This window comes from Novosphingobium capsulatum NBRC 12533 (assembly GCF_001598375.1).
GTDB lineage: Bacteria > Pseudomonadota > Alphaproteobacteria > Sphingomonadales > Sphingomonadaceae > Novosphingobium > Novosphingobium capsulatum.
The window spans coordinates 21,228-46,111 of record NZ_BCYV01000004.1; the positions used below are offsets into that span (position 1 = coordinate 21,228).

A 24,884-nucleotide genomic window follows, 5' to 3' on the forward strand; every position below is an offset into this window, starting at 1 on the left:
GCACCGCACCTGCGGGAGCGCGGCGCGGCATGACCAACATTCTCGATGAAGTGCGCATCGCGCTCTATGGCATCTGGCACCGCCGCTGGCTGGCGTTGGGCGTGGCCTGGCTGGGCTGGCTCGTCGTGGCGATGGTGCCCAATTCCTATGAATCCAAGGCGCGCATCTTCATCCAGATCGATGATGTCCTGTCCGACCAGATCGGCATCGGCGGCAATGCCAAGCAGGATATCGAGCGGGTGCGCCAGACGCTGACCAGCACGGTCAACCTGGAAAAGGTGGTGCGCGCCACGCGCCTGGGCGACAAGGTCACCAACGACAAGCAGATGGAATCGGCCGTGGCTGGCCTGGCCACGCAGATCAAGGTGGTGAGCCAGCAGGACAACCTGTTCGAGATCAGCGCCACGTCGGGCCGTGGTTCCTATACCGATGCGCAGAATGCCAAGCTGGCGCAGGACGTGGTGCAGAAGATGATCGACATCTTCCGCGAGGAAAACCTGGCCGGCGGGCGCGGCGAGATGACCGACAGCCTGGCCTTCATGGACCAGCAGCTGGCCGATCGGCAGAAGGACCTGGAAGCGGCCGAGCAGAAGCGGCAGGAGTTCGAGGCGAAGAACGCCGCGCTGATGCCGGGCACCGGTTCGGTCACGGCCAAGCTGGAAGGCGCGCGCACCGAATTGCGGGGGGTGGAATCCGATCTTCTGGCTGCGCAGAGCGCGCTCGCCTCGATCAATGGTCAGCTTTCCGGCACGGCGCCCACGATCACCATTCCCGGCGCGCAGGGTGGCGCCCATGGCGCTTTGGCCCAAGCGTTGGCAGACCTGGCCTCGATGAAGGCGCGCGGGCTGACCGACAGCCATCCCGATGTCCTGGCGGCCAAGGCGCAGATCGCCAGCCTGCAGCGCCAGGCCGCCGCCGAAGGCAAGAGTGGCGGCACGCCCAACCCGGCCTATGCCTCGCTGCAGTCGATCAAGGCTGATCGTGAGGCCAGCCTGGTGTCGCTGCAATCGCGCAAGGCCTCGTTGCAACAGGAAATCGGCCAGCTTACCGGCCAGCAATACAGCGAGCCGGCGGTTGCCGCCGAAGCGGCGCGGATCAACCGCGATTACGATGTGCTCAAGGACCAGTACGACAAGCTGCTGCGCGATCGCGAGCAGCTGCGCCTGCGCGGGCAGGTGGAAAGCGAGCACAACTCGGTCAAGTTCGACGTGATCGATCCGCCGAGCACGCCGCGCGGTCCCTCTGCGCCCGATCGGCCGCTGCTGCTGATGCTGGTGCTGGTCGTCGGGCTGGTGGCGGGCTGTGGTGCGGCGTTTGCCATGGCGCAGCTGCGTTCGAGCTATGCCACCACCGGCCAGCTGGAGCGGGCCACGGGCATGATCGTGCTGGGTTCGGTGTCGCTGACCCAGACCGCTGCGGCGCGGGCGCGGCAGTGGAAGCAGCTGAAACTGTTCGGTGGTGCCACGGCCGGCCTGGTGCTGGTATTGTTCGTGCTGCTGGCCGTGGAATTCATGAAGCGGCGGATGGTGGCATGAGGGTGCAGGACATGACGGACCAGAGCAACACGCCCCAGCCGCCCAAAGATGGGACGCCGCCAGAAGGCGGAACGCCGCAGGATCGGCCGCGCAAGGCCAGCCCCTCGCTGATCGAGCGGGCGGCCGGGACGTTCGATTTCCGCCAGCACTTGCGCGCGCCTGTGCTGCCGCCCGTGCCGCCGGCACCTGCCGCTCCGGTGGCTGCGCCGCCAGCGCCCGCCGCTCCGATGGCCGAGCCGGTTCAGCCCGAAGTGCCTGCGCCCGAAGCCGTAGAGCCAGCACCCGCCGCCCCGTTCGCACCAGAGGGCGCGCAGGTGTTCGTTCCGGCCAGTGCCGATACCGCGCCGGCTGATCCCGGCACGCCGGCGCCCTTTGCCAATCCGGCGCTGGAGGGCATTCCCTCGCGCCAGCGCTTCAAGAAGGCGCCGCAGCCGATCGATCGCCGCCTGCTGCGCGAGCAGTGCCTGATCGAGCCGGAGGGCCAGGTCAGCGCGCTGTTGGAAGAGTTCCGCATCGTCAAGCGGCAGCTGCTGTTGCAGGCCGCCGATTCGCGCGCCGGCCGCACGGCCCGCCATGGCGAGCGCATCCTGGTGTGTTCCGCCCATCCGGGCGAGGGCAAGACGTTCTGCGCGGTGAACCTGGCGCTGTCGATCGCGGCGGAGAAGGACAACGAAGTGCTGCTGGTCGACGCCGACTTTGCCAAGCCTTCGGTGCTGTCCACCCTGGGGCTGCCGGGCGGGCCGGGGCTGATGGATGCGCTGGCCGATCCCGAGGTGATGGTGGAGGAATGCATCATTCCCACCGATATTCCCGGTCTTTCGGTGCTGCCGGCGGGCAACCAGACCGGCTCTGACACGGAATACCTGGCCTCGGTCCGCACCCGCGCGATCCTTGACCGGCTGACCGCGCAGTCGCCCAACCGCATCGTCATTTTCGATAGCCCGCCGGCGCTGGCGGCTTCGCCGGCATCGGAACTGGCCATGCACGTGGGCCAGGCGGTGATGGTCGTGCGCGCCGACGTAACCGGCGAGGCTGCGCTGCGCGATGCCGTCGGCATCCTGTCGGGCTGCGCGGACATCAAGCTTCTGCTCAACGGCACGCGGTTTTCGCCCACCGGGCGGCGCTTTGGCACCTATTACGGATACAAGGAATGAAACGCGCGCGTTCCCTTATCCTGGGCGGCCTGCTGGCTGGCTCTTGCCTGGCGGGCGCGACGGCGGCCGAGGCACAGGTTCTGCCCTATCAGGTCGGCAGCGACGATCGCCCGGCTGCGCCTGCCGGTGGCGGCAGCGATGGCCACGGCAGCGCACGCGGCGTGGGTTCGGGCGTGCGCACCACGATCCGTCCCTATCTGGAAGTGACGCAGAACCTGCTGGCGCAGATCACGCCGGGCAACGACGTGGTGACCTATACCGCGCTGGCCGCCGGGGTGGATGCCACGCTGGCCGGGCGTCGCACCCAGGGTCAGATTTCGGTGCGCTATGAACGTCGCTTTGTCGAAAAGGGGCAGGTGGGCGATTCCGACACGATTTCGGGCCTGGCGCGCGTCTCGCACCAGTTGATCCCGCGCACGCTGAGCATCGACGCTGGCGCGCTCGCCGCGCGCACACGGGTGGAGGCCAATGGCTCCGCCTCGCTCAATCCGCTGTCGGTCAACGATGCGATCAGCCAGGTCTATTCGGTCTATGCCGGACCGAACCTGACGACCCATGCCGGCGACGTGGCGATCAATGCCAACTACCTGGCCGGCTATACCAAGCTGACGCAGAAGAACGCCTATCAGCCTGCCGCTGGGCAACCGCGCATCGACCTGTTCAACCATTCGCTGATGCAATCGGCGCAGGTTTCGGCCGGGACCAAGGCCGGCACGGTGCTGCCGGTCGGCCTGGTCGCCAGCGCCGGGTGGGACCGTGAAGATATCTCCAACCTCGATCAGCGCATCGACGACAGGCGCGCCGGCGTGCAGGCCACGCTGCCGGTCAGCCGCACGGTGCAACTCGTGGGCGACGTGGGCTGGGAGCATATCCGCGTGTCCTCACGCGATGCGCTGCGCGATGCCAGTGGCAACCCGGTGATCGGCAGCGATGGCCGCTATGTCACCGACAAGAGCCAGCCGCGCCGCATCGCCTATGACAGCGACGGGCTGACCTGGGACGTGGGCGTGATGTGGCGGCCGAGCCGGCGCACGTCGCTCTCTGCCTTCATCGGCCGGCGCTATGACAGCACGACCTATTTCGGCAGCTTCTCCTATGCGCCCAACACGCGCAGCTCGCTCAACATCTCGGTGTTCGACGGCATTTCCGGTTTCGGATCGAGCCTGTCGAACGCGCTGCGCCAGGTGCCGACCGATTTTGCTGCGGGCGGCGCGACCGGCTGCGGCATCGGGGCGACGGGCGGTTCGTGCGTCAACGGCGCGCTGTCGTCGGTATCGTCCTCGGTCTTCCGCCAGCGCGGGGTGAGCGCGACCTATGGCTTTGCCATGGGCCGGCTGCGCCTGGGCGTTGGCGCGGGCTATGTCCGCCGTCGCTTCATTGCCGCGCCGGGCACGGTGCTGGCCCAAGCCAATGGCACGGTGGACCAGAATTGGTACGTGACTGGCGGGGTTTCGGGCCAGTTGGGCCGCGATGCCAGCTTCAGCGTGGCGGTTTACGATGCCTGGTACGATAGTGGCACCGCGCTGTTGGGAACGACCAATTCCTATGGCATTTATGCATCTTACTATCGCCGCCTGGCCGATCGTCTCACCGCAACGGCTTCGGTTGGGCTTGACGGGGTGAGCCGCGATCTGGCTGCGGACCAATTGGAAGCGACAGGCCTCATCGGCCTGCGCTACACGCTTTGACGGTTCTGGAGGCGTAACGCCGATGTACGATGACTTTTACCGCCTTTCGGCCCGTCCGTTCCAGCTGACGCCCGATCCCGATTTCTATTTCGAAAGCGCCACGCACAAGAAGGCGCTGTCATACCTGGGCTATGGCCTGGCGCAGGGTGAGGGCTTCATCGTCATCACCGGCGAGGTGGGCGCGGGCAAATCGACCCTGGCGGCGCACCTGCTGGCCAGCATCGACCGCGCGCAATTGACCGCCGCGCAGATCGTGACCAGCAAGCTTGATGGCCAGGAACTGGTGCACATGGCCGCGCGCGCGTTTGGCCTGGATGTGGCGGGCCATGACAAGGCCGCCGCGCTGGCCCGGATCGAGGCGTTCCTGCATGACGAGGCCCGCGCCGGGCGGCGCTGCCTGCTGGTGGTGGACGAAGCGCAGAACCTGAGCGTGGAAGCGCTCGAGGAGCTGCGCATGCTGTCGAACTTCCAGCTGGGCGCGCATCCGCTGTTGCAGATCCTGCTGCTGGGCCAGCCCGAATTCCGCACGCTGCTGCAGCAATCGCCCCGGCTGGAGCAGTTGCGCCAGCGTGTGATCGCCACGCACCACCTGGCGCCGATGGAGCCCGAAGAAGTCGGCCCCTATGTCGAGCATCGCCTGGTGCGCGCGGGATGGAACGGCAACCCGGCGTTCGAGCCGCGCTTCTTTGCCGATCTTGCCCGCGCCAGCGGCGGCGTGCCGCGCCGGGTGAACCAGATCTTGAGCCGCGTCTTGCTGGCCGGCGCCCTGGAGCAGGCGAGCCGGATCGAGGCCGGGCTGCTGCATGCCGTGCTGGATGACATGGCGTCTGACAGCGCCGTTTCGGTGGAAAGTGCGCCGGCGCCCGCCGCTGCGCCGTCTGTCATGCCCGAGGCGGCATCGTCGCAGGCACTGGGGCTGACGGCAGATACCTTCCACGGTGAAGGGCAGGGCCAGGCCAAGCCCGAGGGCGACGGCAGCCGCACCACGCGCCACGATTTCGATCTCGCCGCGATCGAGGCGGCCATGGCCAGCCGCGACGAGCAGATCGCCGAACTGCAGCAGGCGGTGATCGAAGTGGCCGAAATGCGCGCGGCCCACGGTGACGAAGCCGCTGCGGCACAGGCCGATGGCACGGCGCGCACCGAGGCGCTGGAAGCCGCGCTGAGCGATGCCGCCGCGCGCATCGGCGTGCTGGAGCATCGCCTGGCCGAGCAGGAGCAGGCCATTCGCCACGTGCTGACCATGCTGATCGAATGGTTCGAGACTGACCGCCCCAAGCGCGCGGCCTGAACGAAAGCAGCCCATCCATGTCTGCGCCTGTCATCAATGGCCTGTCGGTCGATGTTGAGGAATGGTTTCAGGTTGGCGCCTTTGAAAAGGTGATCGACCGCGCCGCCTGGGATGGGCTGGATTCGCGGGTGGAGCGCAACGTCCAGACCATTCTGGCGATGTTTGCCGCTGCCGGCGCCAAGGGCACGTTCTTCACGCTGGGCTGGGTTGCGCAGCGCCATCCCACGCTGGTGCGCGCCATTGCCGATGCCGGGCACGAGGTGGCCAGCCACGGCTGGGATCATCAGCGTGTATTCACGATGGACGCGGCACAGTTTGCCGCCGATCTGGCGCGCGCGCGCGATGCGTTGGAACAGGCGAGCGGGCAGGCCGTGACGGGCTATCGCGCACCGAGCTTTTCGATCGATGCACGCACGCCCTGGGCGCACGAAGTGCTGGCGCAGGCCGGCTATGCCTATTCCTCTTCCGTGGCGCCGATCGTTCACGATCACTATGGCTGGCGCGAGGCGCCGCGCTTTGCATTTCACCCTGTGCCGGGCAGTGCCCTGCTGGAAATTCCGGTGACGACGGCCGAAGTGGCCGGGCGGCGCATGGCGGCGGGTGGTGGCGGCTTTTTCCGCCTGCTGCCCTATGGCGTGTCATCCTGGGCGGTGCGGCAGGTCAATGCTGCTGGGCGCCCGGCGGCGTTCTATTTCCATCCCTGGGAAATCGATCCCGATCAGCCGCGCCGCGCCGATGCACCCTGGCGTTCGCGCTTTCGCCATTACACCAACCTTTCGGCCATGGCCGGCAAGCTGGAGCGGCTGCTGCGTGATTTTTCGTGGGGGCGGATGGACGCGGTGGCGCGGGCCGAAGCTGCCTGGGTGGCCAGCCGTGACGCCGCGCTGCCCGCAGCGGCGGCGGCATGAACGCGCCGTTCCGCCTGGCCGCGCCGCAAGTGCGCGAGGCGCAGGCGGCCGACCTGGACGCCTATGCCCGTTTTCTGAGCGGGCAGGATCAGGCGACCGTTTTCCATGATCCGCGCTGGCTTGATGGCGTGGCGCGCGGCAGCGGCCATGCCAGCCGCCTGCTGCTGGCCGAGCATGCCGGCGTGATCGTCGCGGCGCTGCCGCTGCATGCCGTATCGTCATGGCTGTTTGGGCGGGCGCTGGTCTCGACCGGCTTTGCCGTGGGCGGCGGGGTGGTGGGCGACGAGGCCGCCGCGCCCGCGCTGATCGGCGCCGCGCAGGATCTGGCGCGCCAGCTCAACAGCCCGACGATCGAGCTGCGCGGTGGGGTGTTGCCGCAAGGCCCGGATTGGCATGTGAAGCACGACAGCCACGCCGGCTTCGTCATGCCGCTGGCGGCGGACGATGCCGCGCAATTGCAGGCCGTGCCGCGCAAGCAGCGCGCCGAACTGCGCAAGGGCCTGGCGCAGCCGCTTGAAATCCGCACCGGCAACAGCGCGCAGGATCGCGCCTGGCACTATCGCGTCTATGCGCAATCGGTGCGCAACCTGGGCACGCCGGTGTTCCCACGCCGGTTGTTTGCCAGCGTGCTCGATGCCTTTGGCGATGATGCCGATATCCTGACGGTGCTGCACCAGGGGCAGCCGGTGGCGAGCGTGCTCAGTCTTTATCACCGTGGCGCGGTGATGCCCTATTGGGGCGGCGGGGTGTTTGCCGCGCGGGCCCTGCGCGCCAACGACGTGATGTATCACGCGCTGATGAACCACGCGCGGCGGCGCGGCATGACGCACTTCGATTTCGGCCGCTCCAAGGTAGATTCGGGCGCCTATCACTTCAAGCGCAACTGGGGCTTCGTGCCCCAGCCGCTGTCCTATGCACAGTGGACTGCCGATGGGCAGGCCCCGCGCGACGTCAACCCGCTGAGCCCGCGCTACCAGGCCAAGATTAGCTTGTGGCAGAAGCTGCCACTGCCCGTGGCCAACCTGATCGGGCCGCTGATCGCGCGCGGACTGGCCTGACGGACATGGGCGAAATCCTGTTCCTTGCGCACCGCATCCCGTTTCCGCCCGACCGGGGCGACAAGATCCGCTCGCACCACATCCTCAAGGCCCTGGCTGCGCTGGCGCCGGTGCACGTGGCGTGTCTCGCCGACACTGCCCAGGACATGGCGCACGAAGCGGAACTGGCGGCCGTGGCGGCAAGCCATTGCCTGGTGCGGCGGCGCGGATCGCTGATCGGCGCCGGGCTTTCGGCCGTGCTTTCTGGCCGGCCGATCAGCCTGGCGGCATTCGCTTCCACCCGGCTGGCGCGCTATGTGAAGCAGGTGCTGGCGACGCGGCCGATCTCGACGATCTTCGTGTTTTCCGGGCAGATGGCGCAATATGTGCCGGCCTCGTTCCAAGGCCGGGTGGTCATGGACTTTGTCGACGTGGATTCGGCCAAGTTCGGCCAATATGGCCGGCGCCCTGGGCTTGGCGCGCCGGTCTATCTGCGCGAGGCGTGGCTGCTGCGCCGCTATGAGGCGCGGATTGCGCGGCGCGCCACCACCAGCCTGCTGGTGAGCGAAGCCGAGGCCGATCTGTTCCGCAGCCGCCTGGGCCGGGGGCCGATGCCCGATGTGCGCGCCTTGGGCAATGGCATCGATACCGCGCTGTTCGATCCGGCGGGTATTCCGATGGCGCCCGAACTGGTCATGGGCGGGCCGCAGATCGTGTTTACCGGGCAGATGGACTATCCGCCCAACGTTGAGGCGGTGGTCACCTTTGCACGGCAGGTCATGCCGCTGATCAAGGGGCGCTTTCCCGGCGCGCAGTTCAATGCAGTGGGCCGCGCGCCGACCGCGCCCGTGCTGGCGCTCGATGGCGTGAACGGCACGCGGGTAACCGGCGCGGTGCCCGATGTACGGCCCTGGCTTGCCGGGGCTGATCTGGTCGTGGTGCCGCTGAGCCTGGCGCGCGGGGTGCAGAACAAGGTGCTGGAGGCGATGGCCATGGCCCGGCCGGTGCTGCTGACCCCGCAGGCCGCCACCGGCATTGCCGCCATGGATGGGCGCGACTTTGCGATTTCGCCGGCCGACCCGGAAGAACTGGCGGCACGCGCTGTGGGCTTGCTGACCGACACGGTCCGCGCCGATGCCCTGGGCCGTGCCGCCCGTGCGTTCGTCATCGCGCAGTGCGGGTGGGACAGGGTGCTGGCGCCGTTGCCTGGCTTGGTTGGCCTTGATCGCCGGTTTGGCCGCCGTGCGGCTTGAAAACCCCTCCGTCGGGCCTGCGGCCCGCCACCTCCCCACGAGTGGGGAGGATCACGTATCCTCGCTCGCTGTGCGCGATGGAGCGGCCACCGGTGTTGTGCCGTGGGCGATGCTGGGCTTGTGCTGGCTGGGCCTGATCGGGCTGTTTCGGGCCGACTGGGCGGCGATGGCGGGGCAGTGGTGGGACAGTTCAACCTATAACCACATCCTGCTGGTGCCGGCGATCCTGGCTTGGTTGGTGTCGATGCGCTGGCCGGCGCTGCAGCAGATCGCCCCGCAGGGCTGGTGGCCGGGACTGGTGCTGTTTGCCGGGGCGGCGTTCCTGTGGATGCTGGGGGACTTCGCCGGTTTCTCCTTGGTGACGCAGGCAGCTTGCGTGTTGATGTTGCAGGCCAGCTTCCTGGCAATCATGGGGCCGCGCCTGGGGGCGGCGCTGCTGTTTCCGTTGGCCTATATGCTGTTCCTGGTGCCGTTCGGGGATGAACTGATCCCACTGCTGCAGATCGTGACGGCGCGGATCGTCATGGTGCTGCTGCACCTGGTGGGCATTCCCGCCGCGCTCGATGGCGTGTTCATCACCACGCCGGCCGGCTATTTCAAGGTGGCCGAGGCCTGTTCGGGGGTGAAGTTCCTGATCGCCATGGTCGCCTATGGCGTGCTGGTGTGTCAGGTGTGCTTTCGCCGCTGGCCGCGCCGCATCGCGTTCATGGCCATGGCCCTGATCGTGCCTATCCTCGCCAATGGCGTGCGTGCCTGGGGCACTATCGTGATTGCCGGTTGGCGCGGTATCCAGTTTGCCGCCGGGTTCGATCACGTGTTTTATGGCTGGGTGTTCTTTGCCGTGGTCATGGCGCTGACGATGCTGGCCGGCTGGCCGTTTTTCGATCGGGCGCGGGATGATCCGCCGGTGTCGGTAGCCGCCATCCTGGCCGATCGACGCCTGGCCTGGGCGGCGCGGGCACGCGTGGGGCAGGGGCTCGCGCTGGGTGTGCTGGCCGTTATGGCGCTGGCGTTCGTGGGCTGGGGCGCGGCGGCCGGTCGCCTGGCTGCGCCACTGCCAGCCCGTATCGACCTGCCGGCCGTTCCCGGCTGGCACCGCGTGGCAGCGCCGGGCGACTGGCCCTGGCAGCCGCGCCATGGCGGCGCCGATCATCGCCTGCTCGGGCGCTATGCCGATGACCGGGGCCACGTGGTGGACGTCTCATTCGCGCTCTATGCCGGGCAGGGCGATGGCCGCGAGGCGGGTGGTTTTGGCGAAGGGGCCGTGCCGCCGGGCAGCGGCTGGGCCTGGGAAAAGCCAGCGTCGGGCATCGCGGGTGGCAAGGGTGACATGATCCAGGCGCCTGGTCCGGTGCACCGCCTGGCGATGACCTGGTACCGTACCGATGGCTGGCTGGGCAGCAGCAACATGGCGCTCAAGCTGTGGAACATTGCTGACCGGCTCTTGCTGCGCGCGCAGCCCACGGCCACGCTGATCCTGTCGAGCGAAGACAATGCCGGGGCGCCCGCCGCGCCGGCCCTGGCCGCTTTCGTGGCGGCCACCGGGCCGCTGGATCGCTGGATCGATACCGTTTCGCGCGGGCAATAGGGGGCTGGTTTTCAAGGCATGTGCGGCATTGCGGGGATCTTTCACACCCAGGGGATGAAGCCGGTCGATCCGGAGCGGCTGCGCGCCATGGGCGATGTGATCGCGCACCGCGGCCCCGATGGCCATGGCGTGTGGACGGCGCCTGGCGTCGGCCTGGGCCACCGCCGCCTGTCGATCATCGACCTGGCCGGATCGCCCCAGCCCATGGCCAGCGCCGATGGCGCCGCTGTGCTGGTGTTCAATGGCGAAATCTACAACTACCAGGAACTGCGCCGCGAATTGGCGAGCCTTGGCGCGCAGTTCCGCACCGATGGCGATAGCGAGGTAATCCTGGCCGCCTGGCAGCAGTGGGGCGTCGATTGCCTGGCGCGGTTCAACGGCATGTTTGCCTTTGCCCTTTATGACCAGCGCGCCCGCACGCTGTTCCTGGCGCGGGACCGGCTGGGGGTAAAGCCGCTGCACATGGCCACGCTGGCCGATGGCAGCGTGATATTTGGATCGGAACTCAAGCAGTTGCTGGCCCATCCGATGCTGCGGCGGACGATTGATCCGCTGGCGGTGGAGGATTACCTCGCCTGGGGCTTTGTGCCCGATGGCCGCGCGATCCTGGCCGGGGTGGAAAAGCTGCCGGCCGGGCATTACCGCCTGCTGCGTCATGATGCACCGCCGCCGCCCAGCGTGCGCTGGTGGGATGTCTCGTTTGCCGAGCGGGACAAGGCCAGCCAGAAGGACCTCGAAGCGCATCTGCTGCACCGGCTGCGCAAGGCGGTCACCTCGCGCATGGCGGCCGACGTGCCGCTGGGCGCATTTCTTTCGGGCGGGGTGGACAGCTCCACCGTGGTGGCGCTGATGGCCGAGGCCAGCCGCGACCCGGTCAAGACCTGCGCGATCGGTTTTGACGTGGCCGCGCTTGATGAAACCAGCTGGGCCGGCGCAGTGGCGCAGCGCTTTGCCACGCAGCACCATGCGCGCACGGTATCGTCCGACGATTTCGAGCTGGTCGACCGGCTGGTGGCGATGTTTGACGAGCCCTTTGCCGATGCATCGGCGCTGCCCACGTTCCGCGTGTGCGAGCTGGCGCGGCAGCATGTTACGGTGGCGCTGTCGGGCGATGGCGCGGACGAGGCCTTTGCCGGCTATCGCCGTCAGGTGTTCCATCACCGCGAAGAGCAGGCGCGCGCGCTGGTGCCGGCGGGGCTGCGCCGCCCGGTGTTCGGTGCGCTGGGCCGGTTCTATCCCAAGGCAGACTGGGCGCCGCGCCCGCTGCGCGCCAAGGCCACGTTCCAGAGCCTGGCCGAAGATGGTGAAACCGGCTATGCCCGCGCCTTGGCGGTGACCGCGCCAGAGGCGCGCGCCGCGCTGTTCAGCCCGGAGTTCCTGCGGCTGCGTGGCGATTACCGGGCTGAGACGCCGCTGATCGACCTGATGCGTCAGGCGCCGGCGCGCAGCGGGCTTGACCGCGCGCAATATGCCGATCTCAAGTTCATGTTGCCCGGCGATATCCTGACCAAGGTCGATCGCACCAGCATGGCTGTGAGCCTGGAGGCGCGCGAGCCGCTGCTTGACCACCGCCTGATCGAATTTGCCGCCGGCCTGCCCGAGGCGATGCGCGTGCATGGCGCCACCGGCAAATGGCTGATGAAGCAGACTATGCGCCGCTATCTGCCCGATGATGTGCTGTTCCGGCCCAAGATGGGCTTCGTTACGCCGATCGCCGCCTGGCTGCGTGGCCCGCTGGCGGGCGCAGCGCGCGCGATCGCCACGGGCGGCGCACTCACCCGCACCGGCTGGTTCGATGCCACCCGCATCGCCACGCTGGCCGAATCGCATATCGCCGGAAGGGCCGATAACAGCCGCGTCCTGTGGCAATTGCTGATGCTCGACCGCAGTTTGGCGCGGCTGGATACGGCTTTGTCGTCATAGCCTTGGCGGGCACATGGTGCCCTGCCTGTTACCATCGGTGGTAAACGGTAAGGTGATCTAAACCATTTCGGACTAGCCCCGTAGGGTAATCCAACTGCGCCGATGGTCCATGCGAAAGTTTCTACGATCACCGATCGGAATATCGCTGCTGCTGAGCCTGGCGCTGTGCCTGCCTTGGCTGGGCTTTGGCGACATCGTTGCGCACCTCTATTGGAACACTGTTTTTCGTGGCGGCCGAGAGCTGGCGCCCCGGTCCATCGTCGTGCTGTCGATGGACGATCTGCCGGTTTTGGGAACACGGGAACAGGCAGAAGTCCTCGCGAAAGTGCGGCGGTATATGCCGCGCACCGTCTTTTTCGATACCAAGGTGCCCTTTGGCATAAACCGCGGCGATGACGCCCAGCTGGTGTCGGCTATCGACAGTTTTGGCGATGACATCGCCTTCGTCGCTCGTGCCGACCAAATGGGCAGGTTTGAGGCCGACGCGTTTCATTTCCCCAGCAAAGACCTGGCGCGCAAGCACAAGATCGTAGTTTCGGCATGGAACGACAATTTCATGCATGTGGCCGAATATGGGCCATATTCCGTCACTCTCGGCGGACGGGTTTATCAGTCCACGGCCGCGGCTTTGGCGGGCCTACGCGACGCGCCGAGAGCCGGCTCCATCTATCCTGACTATTGGGTTGATCCAAATTCCATCCAGACGATCGCCGCCGCCGACCTCATGGCCGGAAAGATCGAACCCACTGCCTTGAGCGGCAAAACTGTTGTCGTCTCCGCGTCAGGCCAGGGGTCGTTGGTGCGATATTTCGGGCGCGGTGTGGTTCGCCCGATTGCGTATGACATCGCCGGCGCAGCGGCGCTGGAAAAGCCGATCATGTGGAACATTACGTTTATCCCACTGTTCGGTATCGTGGTCTGCCTGGTCGTGTTTGGGCATCGGGCGCCATCGCGTTTGCGCAAGGCGCTGTATTACGGTGTCGCGGTGATGATCACGTTGGCGCAGCCTGCCATCTTGCGCAATGCGGGGATCATTTCTGACCCCAGCGCAAGCCTCCTGTTCATCATCACGTTCAGCGCAATCCGAGGCTGGCAAAAGCGGATTCGGCGCGTTCAGCACACCAGTGTCTCCGGGTTGCCCAACCTTTTGGCAATGTCGTCAGCCAACCTGGGTATCGGGTCTGACGTAGTGGTTGCAGTCGTCGCCCGGTATGAAGAAATCCTGGCGACACTCCCGCGCGAATTGCATGGCGAATGCGCCAACCAGATCGCGCGGCGCCTGTCGGTTGGATCGGGGGCTGGGCAGATCTATCATGGTGACGGCGGGCATTTCGCGTGGTGTGAAGAAGCGCGTCCGATCGATGTGCAACTCAACCATTTGCACGGTCTGCGCGCGCTGTTTTCTGCGCCGCTGCAGATCGGCACGCATACCTTCGATACCAACATCCACTTCGGCCTTGATCGCAACGAAGGGCTTGATGCGCTAACCCGTATCAACTCCGCTCTCGCCAGCGCGAACGAGGCGTTGACCAACGGCCGTCCGGTGGAAGTGTTCGAGGCGCACCGACTGGCCGAGGCGCCTTGGGAACTGTCATTGCACGCGCGCATCGACGAGGGGCTGCGCAACGGCGACATCTGGTTGGCGTTCCAGCCACAGTGGGATTATCGCACTGGGCGCATTTCCGGCGCCGAGGCGCTGATCCGCTGGAACCACCCCACGCGTGGCTACATCGCGCCCGATGCCTTCATTCTCCAGGCCGAGCGGGCAGGGCGCATCGACGCGCTGACCTATTGGGTGCTGGAAGAGGCCATCACTGCCGCGCAAGCCGTCAATGCCCTGGGCTCACGCTTTCAGATGAGCATCAACCTGTCCGGGCAGATGGTGGATAAGCCCGATCTGGTCGAGAATTTCCGTGAGATCGTCACGCGCCGTGGCATCGACCCTGGCTTGCTGACGATCGAGATCACCGAGACATCAGGCATGAACAACCGGAGCGATGCGGTGCGCAACATGTCGCGCTTGCGTGATCTGGGTTTTCGCCTGTCGATCGACGATTTTGGCACGGGTGAAGCCAGCCTGGCCTACCTGGCCGATCTGCCCAGCGACGAACTCAAGATCGACCGGCGCTTTGTCTCGCGCTTGCTCAGCAGCGACCGTGACCGTGCGATCATCACCAGCACGATCGGTTTGGCCCATGCGCTGGGCCAGGCGGTGGTGGCCGAGGGCATCGAGGACGAGGCGACGTTCCACCTGCTGGCGGCGCTCGGCTGCGATCATGCCCAAGGCTATTACCTCAGCAAGCCCCAACCATTTGACGTGATGTTCCGCGATTACCAGGCGCGCCTGATGCGGCACAGCAGGGCTGTCTGATCCTCCCAGCCACCTAAGGCAGCGTTCCCGTCTCCCTTGCCTGGGCGCATCAGGTGTCCTCATTCTACTCCCGACTCGAGCGGCCTTGTTCGCGCGATCGGCGCCTATCCCATTGGTAAATCTTGTCTCGCTGCGCTTAAGGGCAAGCCCTGGCTGGCTCATCGGCGCGCGGGCACCTCCGGTTGCACAATTCCCTGCAAATCTATGGGCTTGGCTGTTCCGAAACGGGACGGCTGCAACGGTTTGCGCCGAATTTGCAATTGTTTACTTCTTGTTAACCAAGGAGCTTAGTGATATTCAAAGGCCTCTAACCGTGGATGGAGGTTTTTATGTTGGTTCGTTGGCTGTTCGGCTAATGCCGATAAAGGAATGCGCTGTGGATCTGGAAAATTCCTAGTTGATGCTCCAGTCCGGCAGCTCATCCTATCAAAAGCAAAAGCCCGCGATGAATAATCGCGGGCTTTCGTATTTTCGGGATATGTAAATTTTTCTTCGGTCAGGTTCACTCGTTGCCGTGGCCAAGGGCCAGATAGTCCTGGCTTTGCATTTCCATTAGTCGACTGATGGTCCGATCGAATTCGAACCGGCCATCGCCCGATTCGTAAAGGTTAATGGGCTCGGCATCGGCCGTCGCGATCAGCTTGACCTTGTGTTCGTATAGCGCGTCGATCAGCGTCACGAAACGCGCCGCCTCGTTGCGTTGTTCCGGCCCCAGGCGGGGGATGCCGACGATGATTACCGTGTGATAGGCATGGGCGATCGCCAGGTAATCCGACGCGCCGCGCGGCTGCGCGCACAGCCGCTTGAAGCTGAACACGCCGACGCCCTTGAGGCTCTTGGGAACATGCAGCGTGCGTCCGCCGCCCAGATCGAGATCGGCGCTGGGCACGTTGGCGCTGTCTTCCGGGGCAAAGTCGGTCATGCGGAAGAACGCCTCGCGCACTGCTTCGGTGGCTGCCGGGCCATTGGGCACGTGCCATGTGCCCACGCCCTGCAGGCGCTGCAAGCGATAGTCCACTGGGCCATTGAGCGCGAGCACGTCGAGCCGCTCTTCCACCAGCGCGATGAACGGCAGGAAATGCTCGCGGTTGAGCCCGTTCTTGTACAGCTCTGACGGAGCGCGGTTGCTGGTGGTGACGATGACCACGCCGTGTTCCACGATCAGGGCGGTGAACAGCCGGCTCATGATCATGGCGTCGGCGCTGTTGTTGACCACCATTTCGTCAAAGCACAGCACGTGGCATTCGGCCGCGATGCTGGCCGCCACCGGCACGATCGGATCGCCGCTTTCGCTCTTGCGCGCCTCGCGCAGGCGCGCGTGCACGTCGAGCATGAAGGCGTGGAAATGCGCGCGGCGCTTGGCGGTGACGGCCAGGTTATCGTGGAACAGGTCCATCAACATCGATTTGCCGCGCCCGACGCCACCCCACATGTAAAGCCCGCGCGGCACAGGCGCCTGCTTGCCACGCAACAGGCGGCCGAACAGGCCGGGGGCTGGCGGCGGGTTTTCCAATTCCTGCTGCAACTGGTCCAGGCGGTTGGCAGCGGCGGCCTGCTCTGGATCGGGGCGCAATTCGCCCGAGGCGACGAGTTGGGCATAGCGCTGGGAAATGCGGGTCATGATAAAGCGACGGGCCTTGGGAAAAGCGAAACGCCGGCCGGGGGAACCGGCCGGCGTTCGGGAATGACGCGAAGGGAAAAGGCCAAACCTGGCGCGTCAGATCGCGCGCTCGGCCTGCATCTTCTTGATTTCGGCGATGGCGCGTGCGGGCGAAAGGCCCTTAGGGCACACGTTAGCGCAGTTCATGATCGTGTGGCAACGATAGAGGCGGAAGGGATCTTCCAGCTCGTCGAGGCGCTCGCCGGTCATTTCGTCGCGGCTGTCGGCCAGCCAGCGATAGGCCTGGAGCAGGATTGCCGGGCCGAGGAACTTGTCGGAGTTCCACCAATAGCTGGGGCACGACGTGGAGCAGCACGCGCACAGGATGCATTCGTAAAGGCCATCGAGCTTTTCGCGCTGTTCCGGGCTCTGCAGGCGCTCCTTGCCCGAGGGCGTGGGCGACACGGTCTGCAGCCAGGGACGGATCGAGGCATATTGCGCGTAGAAGTGCGTGAAATCGGGGACGAGGTCCTTGATCACCTGCATGTGGGGCAGGGGGGTGATGCGGATTTCACCCTTGAGGTCTTCGATCGCGGTGGTGCAGGCCAGGCCGTTGCGGCCATTCATGTTCATCGCGCACGATCCGCAGATCCCTTCTCGGCACGAACGGCGGAAGGTCAGCGTCGGGTCCTGCTCGCCCTTCATCTTGATCAGCGCGTCGAGCACCATCGGGCCGCACTGTTCGAGATCGATCTCGAACGTGTCGTAGCGCGGGTTCTCGCCGCTGTCTGGGTCATAGCGATAGACCTTGAACTTCTTGATCTTGCCGTTGGTGGCGGCCGCGTGGTGGCGCGCCTTGCCGGTGATCGTGGAGTTCTTGGGGAGCGTGAAAGTCGCCATAAAACCGGGTCCTGCTGCACTGGGCCGCTGGCCGGCAAGGCCAAGTCGGCTTCAACGAGTCGTCCTTAGCGCAAACGCAGCATGGGGCAAGGGGAGAAAGCCGGTCTTGCCCCATGGTATGCTTGCCCGGAAATGCAGGAGCGCGGGCGGTGGTGCGCACCGGGCACGGCGGCAAGTAGCAATCTCATCCGTGTTGGCATTATTTGCCGGGCCGCAGGATGGACTATCGCATGCAATCCGCATAACTCTGAAAACATTCGGATTAGGGGGCAAGATGCGGAACGGGGGAATGGTGGCGGCGCAACGGCTGGGGGCAGGCGTTGCGCGGTCGGGATCGGTGCTGGCACTGGCGCTGGCGACAAGCATGATGGCTGCTGCCCCGGCTGCGGCGCAGACTGCGGCAACGCCGGCATCGGCTCAAGCCTCTGCTGCTCCTGCACAGAAGGCGGCGTCTGCCCCTGTGCTCGATGCAGACGCGTTTGCCCAGATTCCGTTCTTTGCAGATGGGGCGCTATCGCCTGATGGGCGGCGCATTGCCGGTAAGTTCGGCATGGGCGGCACCCAGGTGATCGGCATTCGCAACTTGTTCGATCCCCAGGAAAAGCCGATGAACCTGGCTGTGCCCGACCAGACCGAGGCCGATTGGGTGCAGTGGGTTGGCGATGATTATCTCCTGGTGAAGCTGCGCGCGCTGCTGCCGATGCCGGACTCGGCCGACCGCACCTATGTCAGCCGGCTGATCTCCATCGAACGCAAGACCGGCAAGGTCACGCGGCTGTTGTGGACGCTCGCCGGCCAGAATGTCGCCGACGTGATCTGGGTTGCCCATGACGGCACCCCTGAAATCCTGCTGTCCGCGCAGCATTCGATGTACCTGGACGAAGGGTTCTTCCCGTCCGTGCACCGCGTCAATCTGGCCACCGGGCGTGAGCATGTGGTGCAAAGCTCGCGCGACGGCGTGCTGAGCTGGCAGGCGGACGGCAACGGCGTGGTGCGCAGCGGGGTTTCGGTGACCAAGTCGGGCCGGATGTCGCAGTTGTACTATCGCGGTGCCGACCCAAGCCAGCAGTTGCGCACGATCGACCGCGCCAGCAGCAAGGCCCACGAATCCCTGCTCGATCCGATCCTGTTCGTGCCCGGCACGGACAACGCTATTGCCGTTTTGACGGGTGATGATGGACGCGACCGGCTCTATGAAATCAACATGCTGACCCAGCAGACGGGGCGCGTGCTGTTCGAGGCGCCGGCCGGCACCGAAATCGCGCGCACGCTCCTGTCGCAAGACCGCTCTGCCGTGCTGGGCGTGACGACCTCTGACATGCCCGATCGCGTGCACTGGCTGGACAAGGACATGGCCGACCTTCAGGCCGCGTTCGACAAATCGGTCGAGCCGCAGAAGGTCAGCGTCGAGATTTCCAGCCTGAGCGCGGATCGCCGCGCCATGCTGTTGACTCTGGCCCGGCCCGACAGCCCCGGCGCGCTCTATTACTTCAGCCTTGATGGCGGGATAATGCAACGCGTTGCCGTGTTCAACGACAAGCTCAAGCAGGTGCCGGTTTCGCCGGTCAAGACCGTGCATTACAAGGCCCGCGATGGTTTGAGCATTGAGGCAGTGGTGACCACGCCCAAGGGGCGCGAGGCACACAATTTGCCCGTAGTCATGCTGCCCCATGGTGGCCCCTGGGCGCAGGACGTGGCAAGTTGGGACTATCTGGCGCAGTATATCGCCAGCCGGGGTTATCTGGTGATCCAGCCCAACTTCCGTGGCTCCACCGGCTATGGCGCCGATTTTCTGCACAAGGGCTGGGGGCAGATGGGCCTGGCGATGCAGGATGACATCACCGATGGTCTGGCCTGGGCCGTGAGTGAAGGCTTGGCCGATCCCAAGCGGGTGTGCATCGTCGGCGCATCCTATGGCGGCTATGCCACGATGTGGGGCCTGGCCAAGGACCCCGATCTCTATCGCTGCGGCGTTTCGATCTCGGGCGTGGCCAGCCTGCGCCGCGAGGTGAACGACTTCGGCAACGATTACATGGAAGGCAAGTATTCCGACGCTTGGAAAGCGATGGCGCTTGATTTCGCGGCGGTTTCTCCGCTCAATGCGGTAGATCGGATCAAGGCGCCGTTGCTGCTGATCCATGGGCGCAAAGACGTGACCGTGGCGGTGAGCCATTCCGATGCCATGGCCGGCCGGATGCGCGCGGCGGGCAAGACGGTGGACTATGTAAGCCTGCCCAAGGCCGATCACTATTTCACCCGGCTTGATGATCGCAAGGCGATGCTTGACGCGATCGGGGCGTGGCTGGCCAAGTACAACCCGTCGTAATTCCGATCATCCGGCCTTGTGGCGGGCTTCGGCCCGCTGCTTGACCACGGCCAGGACATTGTCCTGGATATCGCCGAGCAGCAGTTCGCCCCACCAGCGTGCGTAGAGATTGACGTGGGTCATCGCCACGTAGTTGGTGGTCAGCGTCAGCCGTGTCGTCCCATCGGGCAGAGGTGTCAGGCGATAATCGCCAGTGTCGATCTTGAGGAACGGGCCGTCGGGCGCGATGTGCTCGTCGGTGTGGTGCTGGAGCGAGCTGTTGGTGAAGGCAAAGCGCCAGGCCAGCCGGTGGCCGGGTTGCCACGCGGTCACCCGTTCCTGGAAATCGATGCCCTCGCTCCAATAGGCCGTGCGCACGCCACCCACGCCGGGGCGATCGAGCACCGTGGCGCGAGGACGGGGCAGGCCGAGCACGCTTTGCGAAAAGGTCCAGCGGCCTTCGTCTTTGCCGATGTGGGTGTTGCTGACGGCATAGGGCCAGATTTCGGCGGGGCTGGCGTTAACAATGACCGAGCGGGTCAGCGTCACTGTATCGTGCGGGACGGGGATCTGGCTTTCAACGCTGCCCGCCAGCAGCGGCAGGAATAGCAAGGACGCGTGGAAGCTCGCCGCATCGTCACGCCGACGGCGCATCCTGCGCACTGAGAAGGCGCCAATCAGCCCGAAGATCAGCCAGATCGGTGAGAGCATTACCAGGCAGATAATGCCTTCGCCCAGGAACGCGGCCGAGCCAAAGATTGCCAAGCCCACCAGGATCGGTGGCACCGATACATAGAAATTCCTCGAGCGGGTGCCGGCCGGATCGCCGACATAGCAGATCAGCGCACAGAGATAGGCCGGAAATACGGCGAGAAACCACAGGCTGGCAAAGGCTTGATTGCCCGCCCGGCTGGCGCTCATCAGCAAGTAGGCGCTCAGCGCGATGACCAGCGCCAGGGAAAAGCCAGCGATGATCCGGCCCTTGAGCAGGGCGACGGGGGCGCGATCGTCTTGAGGTTCGGCGGGCATGGCTGGGACCTTTTCTATGTTCAGGCAATTCTGAAACGAAAGAAATCGGTATATGGGTAAGATGGTAGCCACGGCCCCGCCGCCGTGGCCGTTGTGCGCGGTGACGGGGTCAGGTCTGGTCGGTTTTGCTGCCGCCGCGCCCGCTGACAAAGCGCAGCAGGCTGACAACCTTGGCGCCCATGCGGATCAGCGTCATGATCTGGGCAGGTGGGACGTTGAGCATCTGCTGATACCAGCCATCCACCGTGTTGACGAAATCGTGCATCGCCACCAGCCGCTGGCGCACCTTGGCGCTGATGCGCGGGTCATCGATATCCTGCATCGCCGCGCCGATTGCCGCGACCATGGGATCAATCTCGCGCGCCTTGCGACCCTGCGCCACTTTGGTGGCCATCTGCCAGAGATCGGCCTCGGCCTCGTAATGGTCGCGGCGATCGCCCAGTACCGGCACCCGGTGGATCAGTTTCCACGCGAGCAGTTCCTTGAGGCTGTTCGACACGTTGGAGCGCGCCATGTTTAGCTTTGCCGCGATGTCTTCGGCCGTCAGCGGGCGTTCCGACAGGAACAGCAGCGCCTGGATCTGCGCGACCGAGCGGTTGACGCCCCATTGCGTGCCCATGTCGCCCCAGCGCAGCACGAACTGCTCCACCGAAGGGGGAAGGCGATCCGAGTCGTTTGATATTTCTGTCATGACAGAAATATCTGTCAGATGTGCTTCTTGGTCAAGGCACTTGGTGATCTTTGTCGTAGGCCATGAAAAAGCCCGCCCCGGCACTGCCGAGGCGGGCTTTTTTCAGAGCCGCAAGGGCCTCTGGCGATCAGGCGCCGAAGGTGCGCTGCCACCAGCCACGGCGCGGCGAAGCGCCGTCTTCGCCATCGGCTGCGGGCTGTTCGCCGGTATCGCTTTCGCCAGCCGCGTCAGCATCTGCCGGCGCAGCCGCAGCGGGTGCCACTTCGGGGGCAGCGTCCACGCTTGCTTCCGCGGGTGCTTCAGCAACCTTCTTCTTGCGCACGCGCTTGGGCTTGGCAGGCGCTTCGGCAGCCGGAGCCTCGGCAGCAGGCGCTTGCGCGGCGGTGGCCGGTTCGGCGGCCGCTTCGGCCGGAGCGTCGGCGACCTTCTTCTTGCGCACGCGCTTGGGCTTGGCAGGCGCTTCGGCAGCCGGAGCCTCTGCAGCAGGCGCTTCGACGGCAGGTGCCGGCTCGGCGGCGGCTTCGGCAGGAGCCTCTACCACCTTCTTCTTGCGGACGCGCTTGGGCTTGGCCGGGGCTTCCTCGGCGGGCGCTTCGACGTCTGCTGCCACGGCCGGTTCAGCGGCAGCGGCTGCTGCCACCGGGGCCGGTTCGGCAGCGGGGGCGTCAGCGATCACCGGCTCGGCGTCGGCGGTCTCACCGTCTTCGCCCTGGGCCTCGGCAGCGTCATCGCGCTGGCCACCGCGACGGCGGCGGCTGCGGCGGCGGCGCTTGCGCGGGCCACGGTCATCGTCGGCTTCGGCCTGGCCTTCGGGAGCGCCGTCCTCGTCGCCAGCATCAGATGCGGCTTCCACCACATCGTAGGCCGCGTCTTCAGCATCGCTGCCTTCGGCTTCGTCGGTGTCATGCTCGTCACCGGCTTCGCCCGAGGTTTCGTCACGGCGATCGCGGTTGCGGCCACGACGGCGCTTGCGGCGCTTGCGACGGCCATTGCTGTCGGCTTCGCCCCTGCCTTCGCCACGGCTTTCCTCGCGCTCGCTGCGTTCCTCGACGACGTCTTCCTCGTCCTCGTAGGTGTCCTCGATCACGTCGTCTTCTTCAGGTTCGACGATGGGTTCGAAGCGCGGCACGAATTCAGGCTTGGGCCCGCGCGAGGCAACGCGCATCTTGGCGCCTTCATTCTCGCCCTCGGGGATCACTTCCACGGCCACGCCATAGCGCATTTCGATCTCGGCAAGATCGGTGCGCTTGGTGTTGAGCACGTAGATCGCCGCTTCCTGGCTGGCGTAGAGCGTGATGATGCTGCCTTTGCCCTTGGCGGCTTCATCCTCGATCATGCGCAGGGCCGAAAGGCCGGCGGACGAGGCGGTGCGCACCAGGCCCGAACCATCGCAGTGCGGGCAGGCGCGGGTGGTGGCTTCGAGCACGCCGGTGCGCAGGCGCTGGCGGCTCATTTCCATCAGGCCGAAGCCGGAAATGCGACCCACCTGGATGCGCGCGCGGTCGTCCTTCAAGGCGTCCTTCATCGCCTTCTCGACCTTGCGGACGTTCGATCCGTATTCCATGTCGATGAAGTCGATGACGACCAGGCCGGCCATGTCGCGCAGGCGCAACTGGCGGGCAATTTCGCGCGCGGCTTCCAGGTTGGTGGCAACGGCGGTCTGCTCGATGCCGTGTTCCTTGGTGGAGCGGCCCGAGTTGATGTCGATCGAGACGAGCGCCTCGGTCGGGTTGATCACCAGGTAGCCACCCGAACGCAGCTGAACCACGGGATCATACATCGCCGAAAGCTGGTCTTCGGCGCCATAGCGCTGGAACAGCGGCACCGGATCGGCATACTGGCGCACCCGCTTGGCGTGGCTGGGCATCAGCAGCTTCATGAAGTCCTTGGCGGCGCGGTAGCCCGCTTCGCCCTCGACGACCACTTCCTCGATATCGCGGTTGTAGATGTCGCGGATGGCGCGCTTGATCAGGTCGCTGTCGGAATGGATCAGCGCCGGGGCCGAAGAGTGCATCGTGCGCTCGCGAATCTCGTCCCACAGGCGGGCGAGATAGTCGAAATCGCGCTTGATCTCGGGCTTGGTGCGCTGCAGGCCGGCGGTACGGACGATGCAGCTCATCGAGCGGGGCAGTTCCATTTCGGCGATGATCTGCTTCAGGCGCTTGCGGTCAGAGGCCGAGCTGATCTTGCGGCTGATGCCGCCACCGTGGCTGGAATTGGGCATGAGCACGCAATAGCGGCCCGCCAGGCTGAGATAGGTGGTGAGCGCTGCACCCTTGTTGCCGCGTTCTTCCTTGACGACCTGGACCAGCAGCACCTGGCGGCGCTGGATCACGTCCTGGATCTTGTAGCGGCGGCGCAGGGCCATGCGCTTGGCGCGCAGCTCTTCGGCTTCCTTGCTCTGGCCACGGCCCTGGCGGCGCGGACGGCGCTGGCGGCGGCCGTTGTCGCTGTGCGATTCTTCGCCATCGGCGGCGTCTTCGGCTTCATGGTCAAAGCCGTTTTCGACTACGCCGCCTTCGATCGTGGCGACCTGGTCCTTTTCCGAGGTATCGACCTCGGTCACGCCCTGGCCGTCTTCGAAGTTGCCGTCGTCGTAGCCGCCTTCGTAGTCGGCGCCGCCTTCATAATCCTCGTCGTCGCCATCTTCGGCAGCGCGCAGGGCGGCTTCTTCCTCGGCGTGGGCGGCCTCTTCGGCCAGCAGCGCTTCGCGATCTTCCTTGGGGATCTGGTAGTAATCCGGGTGGATTTCGCTGAACGCCAGGAAGCCGTGGCGGTTGCCGCCAAAGTCGACAAAGGCCGCCTGGAGCGAAGGCTCTACGCGGGTAACCTTGGCGAGGTAGATATTGCCCTTGATCTGCTTGTGATCAGCAGATTCAAAGTCGAATTCTTCAATACGATTGCCCTTGAGCACAGCCACCCGGGTTTCTTCCTGGTGGCGCGCATCGATCAGCATGCGCTGGGTCATTCTGTTGTCTCCAGCCGCGCGGCCGCGGGACATTGCCCGGGAATTTCGTGCGGTTTCTTGTGGTGAGGCAAAGGCCTGGCGTGCGGCCGTGATCCTTTTGATGAAGGAGGCCGGGCCAGTGGCGCTTTGCAAATGCGGGTTTGCCGGATCGGAGCATGGGCAGGCTGCCATGTGGCAAGGCCCTGCGATGCTCGCCGCCCGGCGGCGGTTGGTGTGCGTCTGCGGTGGCGAAGGCGTGCAACGATTGCCCTGCGTGGACGCCCCGGTTTGCAAGAAAGTTTGCAGCAGTGCCGGGGTATTCGTGCGTGCCGGCATCCGTCCAAAGCACAAAGGCCCCGGTGGGGCGCTTTGGCTGGAACGGTACGCGGCTCTTCATCACGGCATCAACCTCAAGCGCGGGCGAGGGTGGCGTATCTGCCTTGTCCCTTCCTGCCCGCCAGGACCAAGCCCGACTGCGTCATCCCCCTGCCATTGGCGCATCGGCCGTGGGCGTTGCTGCCTGGGCGCTCATCAAGGCGCGGCGGCAACGCGGCGAGGGACGCAGCAAGTCAAACTGCTCCGTGTGATGGGTGCTAGCACCCCAATCGCAAAGCGGCAATTAAAACCGTGTCCCGAAACCCTCCGGCATTTCACGGGGGTGGCA

17 protein-coding genes are annotated in these 24,884 nt (G+C 65.6%); 11 read left to right on the forward strand and 6 right to left on the reverse strand.

The window, feature by feature from the left end; translation table 11 throughout:
• The first annotated feature begins 29 nt into the window (after nt 1–29).
• The 10 genes from SCA01S_RS01125 to SCA01S_RS01170 all read left to right on the forward strand — a co-directional run bounded on the left by SCA01S_RS01125 (nt 30) and on the right by SCA01S_RS01170 (nt 14,748).
• Nucleotides 30–1,535: an XrtA system polysaccharide chain length determinant gene (locus SCA01S_RS01125; RefSeq protein ID WP_062782062.1), complete on the forward strand. Its 1,506-nt coding sequence runs from the start codon at nt 30–32 to the stop codon at nt 1,533–1,535.
• Between the two features lie 11 nt (nt 1,536–1,546).
• Nucleotides 1,547–2,689, forward strand: coding sequence for an AAA family ATPase (locus SCA01S_RS01130; RefSeq protein ID WP_062782256.1), 1,143 nt, complete (start codon nt 1,547–1,549; stop codon nt 2,687–2,689).
• Nucleotides 2,686–4,377 carry a hypothetical protein gene (locus SCA01S_RS01135; RefSeq protein WP_062782065.1) on the forward strand — a complete coding sequence of 564 codons (1,692 nt, stop codon included), beginning with the start codon at nt 2,686–2,688 and terminating at the stop codon, nt 4,375–4,377. Before SCA01S_RS01130 ends, SCA01S_RS01135 begins: the two co-directional genes overlap by 4 nt.
• Before the next feature lie 22 nt (nt 4,378–4,399).
• On the forward strand, nt 4,400–5,668 hold the full coding sequence (locus SCA01S_RS01140) for an XrtA/PEP-CTERM system-associated ATPase (protein ID WP_062782068.1): 1,269 nt from the start codon (nt 4,400–4,402) through the stop codon (nt 5,666–5,668).
• 17 nt (nt 5,669–5,685) lie between these two features.
• On the forward strand, nt 5,686–6,576 hold the full coding sequence (locus SCA01S_RS01145) for an XrtA system polysaccharide deacetylase (RefSeq protein ID WP_062782071.1): 891 nt from the start codon (nt 5,686–5,688) through the stop codon (nt 6,574–6,576).
• Complete coding sequence (locus tag SCA01S_RS01150) at nt 6,573–7,634, forward strand: FemAB family XrtA/PEP-CTERM system-associated protein (protein WP_062782074.1); 1,062 nt, start codon at nt 6,573–6,575, stop codon at nt 7,632–7,634. Before SCA01S_RS01145 ends, SCA01S_RS01150 begins: the two co-directional genes overlap by 4 nt.
• On the forward strand, nt 7,568–8,866 hold the full coding sequence (locus SCA01S_RS01155; protein ID WP_327195827.1) for a TIGR03087 family PEP-CTERM/XrtA system glycosyltransferase: 1,299 nt from the start codon (nt 7,568–7,570) through the stop codon (nt 8,864–8,866). The genes SCA01S_RS01150 and SCA01S_RS01155 overlap by 67 nt, the downstream gene beginning before the upstream one ends.
• Nucleotides 8,835–10,454, forward strand: coding sequence for an exosortase A (gene xrtA, locus SCA01S_RS01160; RefSeq protein ID WP_245652404.1), 1,620 nt, complete (start codon nt 8,835–8,837; stop codon nt 10,452–10,454). The genes SCA01S_RS01155 and xrtA overlap by 32 nt, the downstream gene beginning before the upstream one ends.
• 18 nt (nt 10,455–10,472) lie before the next feature.
• On the forward strand, nt 10,473–12,377 hold the full coding sequence (locus tag SCA01S_RS01165) for an XrtA/PEP-CTERM system amidotransferase (protein WP_062782083.1): 1,905 nt from the start codon (nt 10,473–10,475) through the stop codon (nt 12,375–12,377).
• A 271-nt stretch (nt 12,378–12,648) separates the two neighbouring features.
• Entirely contained in the window at nt 12,649–14,748 is a 2,100-nt protein-coding gene (locus SCA01S_RS01170; RefSeq protein WP_245652405.1) for an EAL domain-containing protein, read from the forward strand.
• Between the two features lie 287 nt (nt 14,749–15,035).
• Here SCA01S_RS01170 and SCA01S_RS22035 read toward each other — a convergent pair whose 3' ends face one another.
• The 3 genes from SCA01S_RS22035 to SCA01S_RS01180 all read right to left on the reverse strand — a co-directional run bounded on the left by SCA01S_RS22035 (nt 15,036) and on the right by SCA01S_RS01180 (nt 17,248).
• Nucleotides 15,036–15,254, reverse strand: coding sequence for a hypothetical protein (locus tag SCA01S_RS22035; protein ID WP_157088824.1), 219 nt, complete (start codon nt 15,252–15,254; stop codon nt 15,036–15,038).
• Nucleotides 15,251–16,369, reverse strand: coding sequence for a cell division protein ZapE (gene zapE / locus SCA01S_RS01175; RefSeq protein ID WP_022675960.1), 1,119 nt, complete (start codon nt 16,367–16,369; stop codon nt 15,251–15,253). The genes SCA01S_RS22035 and zapE overlap by 4 nt, the downstream gene beginning before the upstream one ends.
• A 96-nt stretch (nt 16,370–16,465) precedes the next feature.
• Nucleotides 16,466–17,248 (reverse strand): succinate dehydrogenase iron-sulfur subunit, encoded by a 783-nt coding sequence (locus SCA01S_RS01180; protein ID WP_022675959.1) that lies wholly within the window; start codon nt 17,246–17,248, stop codon nt 16,466–16,468.
• Nucleotides 17,249–17,522: 274 nt separating this feature from the next.
• Between SCA01S_RS01180 and SCA01S_RS01185 the strand changes: the two genes are divergently transcribed.
• Nucleotides 17,523–19,574, forward strand: coding sequence for an alpha/beta hydrolase family protein (locus tag SCA01S_RS01185; protein WP_167542855.1), 2,052 nt, complete (start codon nt 17,523–17,525; stop codon nt 19,572–19,574).
• A gap of 6 nt (nt 19,575–19,580) precedes the next feature.
• On the opposite strand, the gene SCA01S_RS01190 is transcribed toward SCA01S_RS01185, so the two are convergent.
• From SCA01S_RS01190 to SCA01S_RS01200, 3 genes are all read right to left on the reverse strand, one after another.
• On the reverse strand, nt 19,581–20,582 hold the full coding sequence (locus SCA01S_RS01190; protein ID WP_062782089.1) for an SRPBCC family protein: 1,002 nt from the start codon (nt 20,580–20,582) through the stop codon (nt 19,581–19,583).
• Between the two features lie 109 nt (nt 20,583–20,691).
• Nucleotides 20,692–21,273, reverse strand: a complete 582-nt coding sequence (locus SCA01S_RS01195) for a GbsR/MarR family transcriptional regulator (RefSeq protein WP_022675956.1) — start codon at nt 21,271–21,273, stop codon at nt 20,692–20,694.
• 127 nt (nt 21,274–21,400) lie between these two features.
• Complete coding sequence (locus SCA01S_RS01200; protein WP_062782092.1) at nt 21,401–24,241, reverse strand: Rne/Rng family ribonuclease; 2,841 nt, start codon at nt 24,239–24,241, stop codon at nt 21,401–21,403.
• Nucleotides 24,242–24,884 lie beyond the last annotated feature (643 nt).